Below are 9,152 nucleotides of genomic sequence, written 5' to 3'. Positions count from 1 at the left end.
CAGGATCATGACGAAAACAGCCTTGCAAAGGCGCATTGGCGGCGCGATCACCGCGCTCGTCACGCCGTTTCGTGACGGCGCGCTCGACAGCGTCGGTCTGATGGCCCACGTGGAATGGCAATTGCTCAGCGGCATTGACGGGCTACTTGCCTGTTCGCTGACCGGCGAAGGACCGGTGCTTGACGAGGCCGAGCGAGAGCGGATCATCGAAATCTGCGTCGAGCTGGCGGAAGGGCGAGTTCCGGTCATCGTTGCCACCGGCACCAATGATACGGCAACGACCATCGAGGAGACACGGCAGGCTGAAAAGCTTGGCGCCGACGTCGCCTTTGTCACTCTTCCCTATTATTCCAAGCCCACCCAGAAGGGCATTATCCATCACTTCGAGCGGCTGGCGGAGAGTACCGACCTGCCGCTGATCATCCATAATCTTCCGTCCCATACCGCTGTCGACCTGACGCTAACGACGGTCGCGCGGCTGGCGGAGATCCCCTCCGTCATCGGCATTGCCGACGGCAGCGGCGACGTCACGCGCATCGGTGCCTGGCGGCCGTTGCTGCCAGGATGGATCGGGCTCTATTCGACACATGATGCGACGGCACTCGCCTTCACCATTGCCGGTGGACGAGGATCGTTTTCGAGCGCCGCCAATATCGTGCCGCGGCTTTTCCACTCCATGCAGATGTCGGCTGGATGTGACCATCTGGCGGCGGCCCAGCTAATCGACGACCGGCTGCGGCTGTTGTTCAAGGCGCTTTCGCGCGAAAGCGAACCCGCGACTGTGAAGCATGCGCTGGCGTTGATGAAGAATATGAGCCCCGATGTGCGCCTGCCGCTGACCGGCATAGAGGCGGAGACGGATGCGGCAATCCAGACAGCCATTGCTTCGCTTCGACTGGATTGCGATCACCGCGCTCCCGCGCCACTGGCTTTCCGCCTAGGATTATAAAAGCGCTCTATCGCTATGAGATTTTTATATTTTAGCTCTTCCTGCCAAATGGAAATCCTACCGCATAGCACATAGATTTGAGTGCGTGGCGCTTGCGTCGGTCAAGATCGACAGCAGCGCCGGTGACACTTGGAAAGGAACTATGATGTCACGCTACATGGAATACGGTACTGCCGCCGACCCGCTCCAACGCCCTCGGGGTACTGCCGGGGCCACACGCCCGGCCCGTTCGCATGCGCTGCAAGACGGCCTTCTCGCCATCGCGCCGCGGCTTGCCCTCGTCGTTCTCGCCGCCGGCGTCGTCCAGGTGCTGATGCACTGGGCCGTCAACTGAGCCTACCGAAGCGATTTACGAGAGAAAACCATGGCAAACGCACAGCATATCCAACGCCGCACGGCTCATATAGCCGCTTCCCCGGCACCCGCCCGCTTCACCGTCGGCCGCGACCGGCGCGGCACCTGGATCGTCCAGGATCGGCAGGGTCTCGTCGGCGGCCTGTTCGCCAACGAAGCCGCAGCGCTGCATTTCGCGGCGGAAGAATGCAATCATAACCCGGCCGATATCTGCCGCGCTCCCGAAGGCTCGGTTCTCGACCTCAACGGCCTCGTCATACCGTTCTCCAACCTGCATTAAGACGGGATAGTTCGAGATATTCTTCGAGCGCCTCGCGCACCCGGCCCAACGCTTCCTTAACCCACGCTTGGGTAAAATAGCGGCCGGGTGCCATCAGAGTGAAAGCGCAATGTCGAAGCCTGCCTTCCGTTATAGCCACTACGATCTCAAGGAGCAGCGTGCCGGAACCGTGATCGAGATCACGCTATCGGCCATCGCCAATGTCCGGCTGATGAACAGCTCCAATTTCGAGCGCTTTACGGAAACCCTTAAGCACCAGTTCCTTGGCGGCGTCGCCAAGAAATCGCCGATCCGGCTGACGATACCAGAGACCGGCCTTTGGCATCTGGTGGTCGACATGGAAGGCCATAACGGCCTGGCAGAGTCGAGCGTCAAGATGATCGACAAGACGCCTGCGCCACGCATGCAGAAGACCAGAACGCAGACCGTCACTAACAGGTGATATCTAGCCTACCGCTCGCCGCGCTCCTTGCGCAGCTTCGCCCACCAGTCCAGCCGCTTGCGAATTTCGCGCTCGAAGCCGCGCTCCGGTGGATCATAGAAGGTCTGGCGGCCCATCTTTTCCGGAAAATAGTTCTGGCCTGAAAAGGCATCCGGCTCGTCGTGATCGTAGCGATAGCCGTCACCATAGCCCTCCGTGCGCATCAGCTTCGTTGGCGCGTTGAGGATCTGTTTGGGCGGCAACAGCGAGCCGTTTTCCTTGGCGGCCTGCGTGGCGGCCTTGAAGGCGGTGTAGAGAGCATTCGATTTCGGGGCGGTGGCGAGATAGACGCAGGCTTGGGCCAGCGCCAACTCCCCTTCCGGCGACCCTAGATAATCATAAGCATCCTTGGCGGCGTTGCAGATGACCAGCGCCTGCGGATCGGCAAGCCCGATATCCTCCACCGCCATCCGCACCAACCGCCGTCCGAGATAAAGCGGGTCTTCGCCGGCATCGAACATGCGGGCGAGATAGTAGAGCGCCGCATCGGGATCGGAGCCGCGCACGGACTTATGCAGCGCCGATATCAGATTGTAGTGGCCGTCCTGCGCCTTGTCATAGACCGGAGCACGGCGCTGCACGATCTTCACCAATGCGTCCGGATCGAAAAGCTCGTCCTTGCGGGCGGCGCGCCAGACTTCTTCCGCCAGCGTCAGCACCGAGCGGCCATCGCCATCCGCCATGCGGATCAGGCTGGCGCGGGCATCCTCGGTCAACGGCAGCGGCTTGCCCTCCGTCTTCTCGGCGCGGCTCAACAGCTCCGCCAGGCTTTCCTCGTCATGGGAGCGAAACGTCAAGACGCGGGCGCGGGACAAAAGAGCGGCGTTGAGCTCGAAGGACGGGTTCTCGGTCGTGGCACCCACCAGAATGACGGTGCCGTCCTCCATGACGGGCAGGAAACTATCCTGCTGGGCGCGGTTGAAGCGATGGATCTCGTCGACGAACAACAGCGTCTGGCGGCCATCCATGCGGCGCAGGCGTGCGGTTTCGAACATTTTCTTGAGATCGGCAACGCCGGAGAAGATTGCCGAGATCTGCTCGAAGGCCAGGCCCGCCTCGCCCGACAGTAGCCGCGCCACCGTCGTTTTGCCGGTGCCGGGCGGCCCCCAGAAGATCATCGAGCCCAGCGAGCCGGACTCGATCATGCGGCGCAGCGCACCATCCTCGCCGGTCAGATGGGACTGACCGGTGACATCAGCCAAAGTTTGCGGCCGCAGACGATCGGCAAGAGGTCGCTTGCTGGCGACCCCTTCCGGTATCTTCGGTGCAAACAAGTCATCACTCATCGGAAAAACTGCCGTATGCGCTGGCCATCGCGTTCGATCTCGACGCGCCAGAAGCTTGGATTGCCGCTAACGGTCTGCTGTAACATGTCGGTCGAGGTGATAGCGACGCCATTGACCGAAATAATGATATCCTTCGGTGCGAAACCAACGCGATCGGCCGGCGAATTCGCCTTCAGGCCTTCGACCACGACACCAGCAGTATCCGGCGGCAGATGCAATTCGTCGGCAACGCGCGGCGAGAGATTAGCCACCGTCACACCCGCAAAGGGATTGTTGCCCTCGATGAGCTTTTCGGCACGCGGGGTTGTTTCGGGCGCGGCGGCGAGCGTCATGCTGGCCTGATGCTCCTTGCCGCCATCCAGGACCGTCAAAGCCACGGTGACGCCGAGCCCGGCCGTCGTCAGACGGTAACCCAATGCGTCCGGGTGTTCGACGGGGATGTTGTTGAGGGCAGTCACGACCTCGCCCGGCTTCAAGCCAGCCTTTGCCGCCGGTCCACCATCGACCACCTTGGTCACCAGCGCGCCGCGCACCTTGTCGAGGCCGAGCGCTTCGGCAACGTCCGAGGTCACCGGCTCGAAGGAGGCGCCTATATAGGGCCGGTCGAAGGTCTTGTCGCCACGATCGGCGGCGGCGAGGAAAACCTTCACCAGGTTGGCGGGAATGGCGAAGCCAATACCGTTGGAGCCACCGCCCTGCGAGAAGATCGCCGTGTTGAGGCCGATCAGCTCACCGCTCATATTCGCAAGCGCACCGCCGGAATTGCCGGGGTTGATCGAGGCATCGGTCTGGATGAAGAAGCCGACCTCGTTCTTCACCTGGTTGCGGGCGAGCGCGGAGACGATGCCGCTTGTTACCGTCTGGCCGACGCCGAAGGGATTGCCGATCGCAAGCACGAGATCGCCAACTTCAACGCCATCGGAATTACCGAGCGGCAGGATCGGGAAAGTCTCGTTCTTCGACTGGATCTTCAGCACCGCGAGATCGACCCGGTCATCCTTCAGGATCACCTTGCAGGGAAATTCGCGGCCATCCGACAGCGCGATCTTGATATCGTCGGCGCCATCGACAACGTGATTGTTGGTGATGACAGTGCCGTTTGCCTCGACGATGACGCCGGAGCCCAGGGAGGATTGCTTCTCCGTGCGGTTCGGCATGCGCTGGCCGAAGAACTGCTCGAAGAAGGGATCACCGGCAAACGGCGATTGCCGCTGTACCACCCGCTCGGCATAGACGTTGACCACCGCGCCAGCCGTCTGCTTGACCAGCGGCGCAAACGACAGCTGCATTTGCATCTGGCTTTCCGGCACAGACTTCGCAGTCTGCGCCGCGGCGGAAAGCGGCATCGCCATGACGAGGGCAATCATCGAAACGGCAGCGCGCGTCAGCAGGACCTGCATGGAATTTTCCTTTTTTAATGCTCTTGAAACAACGTTGTAGCGCTAGACGGTAGAAAGAAAAGAGGGCGGAAGCATGAAGCATAGATGGTCGTGCGCACTTATAAAAAACAGGTGGAATGAACAAAACCATGTGATTGCGCATTTCACTTCGGAAATCGACAGATGGAGTAACCTTATGCGATCAAACAGCCTAACGGCAGCCTTCCTCATCACCTCCCTCGCCCTCCTCGGCACGCTCGCCGCGACCGGCACATCCCGGGCCGCGAGCTTCAACTGCGACGCGCAAAGTCTTCAGCCTGACGAAAAGACGATCTGCGATGTCAGAGCGCTCAACGATGCCGACGTGAAGATGGTGACGACCTTCGACCTGCTCTCCGGCCTGCTCGCCATGGGTTCGCGTGGCACGCTGCAGGATGAACAATCCGCCTGGTTGAAGAAGCGGCAGGCCTGCGGCGCGGATGTCGGATGTTTGACATCGTCCTATCAAGAGCGGCTGAAGGAGCTGGATGAGACGTATAAAAAGATCAATCGGCCGATCTAAAAGCAAAGTAGCCCAAAAAGACAAAACCCCTGATGTGTAATCAGGGGTTTTGCGCTTGTCTTAGATGGTCGAGATTACTTGCCGCTCAGATCCCTGACGGCACCACGGTCCGCGCTGGTCGCAAAGGCCGCATAGGCCTTCAGCGCCGTCGTGACATTGCGCTTGCGCTTTTCGGTCGGGAACCAGCCCTTGGCGTTCTGGGCTTCGCGGCGGGCTGCGAGTTCCGTCTCGTCGACGCGCAGGCTGATCGTGCGGTTCGGGATATCGATGTCGATCATGTCGCCTTCGCGCACCAGGCCGATCGTGCCGCCGTTTGCCGCTTCCGGCGAGGCATGGCCGATGGAGAGGCCCGAGGTGCCGCCGGAGAAACGACCGTCGGTGATCAACGCGCAAGCCTTGCCGAGGCCCTTGGACTTCAGGTAGCTGGTCGGATACAGCATTTCCTGCATACCCGGGCCGCCCTTCGGGCCTTCATAGCGGATGACCACGACGTCGCCGGCCACGACCTCATTGCTGAGGATGCTCTTGACCGCCGAATCCTGGCTTTCGAAGACCTTGGCCGGACCGGAGAATTTCAGGATCGATTCATCGACGCCGGCGGTCTTCACGATGCAGCCATCGAGCGCCAGATTGCCCTTCAAGACGGCGAGACCGCCATCCTTGGAGAACGGATGCTGGGCATCGCGGATGACACCCTTTTCACGATCGAGATCAAGCTCTTCCCAGCGCGCACTCTGGCTGAAGGCAACCTGCGTCGGGACACCGCCAGGGGCCGCGCTGAAGAGCTCCAGAGCCGCCTTGTTGTCGGTAACCGCGATATCCCATTGCGCCAGCGCATCGCCCAGCGTCGGGGCGTGGACGGTCGGCAGATCGGCATTCAACAGCCCGGCACGGTTCAACTCGCCGAGGATCGCCATGATACCACCGGCGCGATGCACGTCTTCCATGTGAACGTCTGCCTTGGCCGGGGCCACCTTGGAAAGGCAGGGAACCCGCCGAGACAGGCGATCGATGTCATCCATGGTGAAATCGATTTCACCCTCATGCGCCGCCGCGAGGATATGCAGAACGGTATTGGTCGAGCCGCCCATGGCGATATCGAGCGCCATGGCATTCTCGAACGCACCCTTGCTGGCGATTGTCCGCGGCAGTGCCGTGACATCGTCCTGCTCGTAGTAGCGCTTCGCGAGAGCGACGATACGGCGACCGGCCTCGAGGAAGAGTTCCTTGCGGTCCGAATGGGTGGCGAGCGTCGAGCCGTTGCCGGGCAACGACAGGCCGAGCGCTTCCGTCAGGCAGTTCATCGAATTGGCGGTGAACATGCCGGAACAGGAACCACAGGTCGGACAGGCCGAACGCTCGATGATCGCGACGTCCTCGTCGCTGATCTTGTCGTCGGCAGCGGCAACCATGGCGTCGACCAGATCGAGCGCGACCTTCTTGCCGTGCATGATGACCTTGCCGGCTTCCATCGGGCCGCCGGAGACGAAGACCGTGGGGATGTTGAGGCGCAGCGACGCCATCAGCATGCCAGGGGTGATCTTGTCGCAGTTGGAAATGCAGACCATGGCGTCGGCGCAATGGGCGTTGACCATGTATTCGACGCTGTCGGCAATCAGCTCGCGCGAGGGCAGCGAATAGAGCATGCCGTCATGGCCCATGGCAATGCCGTCATCAACGGCAATCGTGTTGAATTCCTTGGCGACGCCGCCGGCCGCTTCGATTTCACGCGCGACGAGCTGGCCGAGATCCTTCAGGTGGACGTGACCCGGCACGAACTGCGTGAAGGAGTTGACCACCGCAATGATCGGCTTGCCGAAATCGCTGTCCTTCATACCCGTGGCGCGCCAAAGGCCGCGTGCGCCCGCCATGTTGCGGCCGTGGGTTGTGGTTCTGGAACGATAAGCTGGCATGGTGTATTCCTCGTCGTCTCGGAAATTGTGAGGCGCCGGCCGTCCCCAAAAGGGAGCGCCGACATTCCTGCTTTTTGGAATTGTCCTAATCCAATCGCGCCGGACTGTCACTATCAACTCAGCCGAATCCGGTACGCCGCAAGGGCAAACCCAGCCTCGGGCCGTTTGTCGGGCGTATTCATCGGCCAAATGACGTGAACACGTGAGCAAGCCGTTTCTTCGATCACGGACAGACACAAAAAATTGGTTTCCGTTCGGAAGAAATACCGGCGTAAGACCGTAACAAATCGTGCGTCCCGTACGTAGAGGTCGTATCATCTCTACGATCGCTGAAAGGACTATAGCATGCCTTCCTATCGCCCGCCAAAAATCACCTCCTCCGAGATCACGCCGCGCTCGATCTATCTCGGGCGCCGGGAATTCCTGACGGCGGCGGCTGGAGCCGGTATGGCCATCGCCGGCGGCAAGGCTGCCTTGGCGGATCCGCTGACCGCGACGAAGAGCAACTATACGGTGGACGAGAAGCTGACGCCGATCAAGGATGTCACCACATACAACAATTTCTACGAATTCGGGCTCGACAAGGCTGACCCGGCAAAGCTTTCCGGCAGCTTCAAACCGCGTCCCTGGACTATCAAGGTCGACGGCATGGTCGGCAAGCCCGGCACCTTCGACATCGACGCGCTGATCAAGGAATTTCCGCCGGAAGAGCGTGTCTACCGCATGCGCTGCGTCGAAGCCTGGTCGATGGTCATTCCTTGGGACGGCTTTCCGCTGGCAGCCTTGCTCGACAAGGTGGAGCCGCTCGGCAGCGCCCAATTCGTCGCCTTTGAGACGGTCGTGCGGCCCTCGGAAATGCCGGGCCAGTCAGGCCTTCTCCAGTCGCTGGACTGGCCTTATGTCGAGGGTCTGCGGCTCGATGAAGCCCGCAATCCGCTGACGCTTCTGGCCGTCGGACTCTATGGTGAGACCTTGCCGAACCAGAATGGCGCGCCGATCCGCCTCGTCGTACCCTGGAAATATGGTTTCAAGGGCATCAAGTCGATCGTGCGTATCACGCTCACCGACAAGCAGCCGATGAATACATGGCAGGTCGCCAACAGCCAGGAATACGGCTTCTACGCCAACGTCAATCCGGCGGTCGACCATCCGCGCTGGAGCCAGGCAACCGAGCGCCGCATCGGCGAAGGTGGTTTCTTCAGCGCCAACCGCCACCCCACCCTGCCCTTCAACGGCTATGCCGACCAGGTCGCCAGCCTCTATGCCGGCATGGATCTGAGGGCGAACTTCTGATGGCCTTGTCCCTCGCCTTGCCGAAACGCTGGCAACCGGCCTCCGTCTGGGCGCTCTATGTCGTCGCGCTGATACCGGCGGTATGGGAATTCTATCTCGGCGCCACCGACCAGCTCGGCGCCGACGCGGTGAAGACCTTCGAGCTGTTCCTCGGGCTCTGGGCGATCCGCTTCCTGCTGCTGACGCTCGCCGTCACCCCGGCGCGCGATCTGTTCGGCTGGAACTATCTGCGCTATCGCCGCGCGCTCGGCCTGCTCTGTTTCTACTACGCGCTGATGCATCTGGCTGTTTACATGATCCTCGACCAGGCGCTCGACGTGCAGGCGGTCGTCGACGACGTGCTGAAGCGGCCCTTCATCATGTTCGGCATGGCCGGACTGGTGATGTTGCTGGTGCTGGCCGTGACCTCGAATAGTTTCTCGATCAAGCGCCTCGGCAAGAAATGGATCTGGCTGCACCGGCTGGTCTATATCATCGCCGCCTGCGGCGCGTTGCATTTCGCGCTGTCGACCAAGGTCCTGTCGCTGGAGCAATTTATCTATATCGGCCTGCTGATCGCCATGATCCTCTACCGGTCATACCGGCCGATCATGATGGAGAGACGCAGGGCGGCGCGGAAACCATCTGCCTCTGCTCGATCAAAGGCTGCGTGACG

At 61.1% G+C, this 9,152-nt stretch carries 10 protein-coding genes; 7 read left to right on the top strand and 3 right to left on the bottom strand.

The window, feature by feature from the left end; translation table 11 throughout:
• Positions 1-7 precede the first annotated feature (7 nt).
• The 4 genes from dapA to HB780_RS14280 all read left to right on the top strand — a co-directional run bounded on the left by dapA (position 8) and on the right by HB780_RS14280 (position 2,025).
• Positions 8-949: a 4-hydroxy-tetrahydrodipicolinate synthase gene (dapA, locus tag HB780_RS14295; RefSeq protein WP_183692816.1), complete on the top strand. Its 942-nt coding sequence runs from the start codon at positions 8-10 to the stop codon at positions 947-949.
• Between the two features lie 142 nt (positions 950-1,091).
• Complete coding sequence (locus tag HB780_RS14290) at positions 1,092-1,283, top strand: hypothetical protein (RefSeq protein WP_183692815.1); 192 nt, start codon at positions 1,092-1,094, stop codon at positions 1,281-1,283.
• A 30-nt stretch (positions 1,284-1,313) separates the two neighbouring features.
• Complete coding sequence (locus tag HB780_RS14285) at positions 1,314-1,583, top strand: hypothetical protein (RefSeq protein ID WP_183692813.1); 270 nt, start codon at positions 1,314-1,316, stop codon at positions 1,581-1,583.
• A 109-nt stretch (positions 1,584-1,692) separates the two neighbouring features.
• Entirely contained in the window at positions 1,693-2,025 is a 333-nt protein-coding gene (locus HB780_RS14280; protein ID WP_183692812.1) for a DUF1883 domain-containing protein, read from the top strand.
• An 8-nt stretch (positions 2,026-2,033) separates the two neighbouring features.
• Here HB780_RS14280 and HB780_RS14275 read toward each other — a convergent pair whose 3' ends face one another.
• On the bottom strand, positions 2,034-3,350 hold the full coding sequence (locus tag HB780_RS14275; RefSeq protein ID WP_183692811.1) for a replication-associated recombination protein A: 1,317 nt from the start codon (positions 3,348-3,350) through the stop codon (positions 2,034-2,036).
• Positions 3,347-4,750, bottom strand: coding sequence for a DegQ family serine endoprotease (locus HB780_RS14270; protein WP_183692810.1), 1,404 nt, complete (start codon positions 4,748-4,750; stop codon positions 3,347-3,349). The genes HB780_RS14275 and HB780_RS14270 overlap by 4 nt, the downstream gene beginning before the upstream one ends.
• 175 nt (positions 4,751-4,925) lie before the next feature.
• On the opposite strand from HB780_RS14270, the gene HB780_RS14265 reads away from it, so the two are divergent.
• Positions 4,926-5,291, top strand: coding sequence for a lysozyme inhibitor LprI family protein (locus tag HB780_RS14265; RefSeq protein WP_183692809.1), 366 nt, complete (start codon positions 4,926-4,928; stop codon positions 5,289-5,291).
• A gap of 74 nt (positions 5,292-5,365) precedes the next feature.
• Here HB780_RS14265 and ilvD read toward each other — a convergent pair whose 3' ends face one another.
• Positions 5,366-7,204 carry a dihydroxy-acid dehydratase gene (gene ilvD / locus HB780_RS14260; RefSeq protein ID WP_183692808.1) on the bottom strand — a complete coding sequence of 613 codons (1,839 nt, stop codon included), beginning with the start codon at positions 7,202-7,204 and terminating at the stop codon, positions 5,366-5,368.
• A 345-nt stretch (positions 7,205-7,549) separates the two neighbouring features.
• Between ilvD and msrP the strand changes: the two genes are divergently transcribed.
• Both msrP and msrQ read left to right on the top strand, forming a co-directional pair.
• Complete coding sequence (msrP, locus tag HB780_RS14255) at positions 7,550-8,497, top strand: protein-methionine-sulfoxide reductase catalytic subunit MsrP (RefSeq protein WP_183692807.1); 948 nt, start codon at positions 7,550-7,552, stop codon at positions 8,495-8,497.
• Complete coding sequence (gene msrQ, locus HB780_RS14250) at positions 8,494-9,150, top strand: protein-methionine-sulfoxide reductase heme-binding subunit MsrQ (protein WP_183697135.1); 657 nt, start codon at positions 8,494-8,496, stop codon at positions 9,148-9,150. The genes msrP and msrQ overlap by 4 nt, the downstream gene beginning before the upstream one ends.
• The last annotated feature ends 2 nt before the right edge of the window (positions 9,151-9,152 follow it).

This window comes from Rhizobium lusitanum (genome assembly GCF_014189535.1).
Lineage (GTDB): Bacteria > Pseudomonadota > Alphaproteobacteria > Rhizobiales > Rhizobiaceae > Rhizobium > Rhizobium lusitanum_C.
The sequence above is the reverse complement of the archived record's forward strand: the minus strand, read 5'-3'. Positions and strand labels throughout refer to the sequence as shown.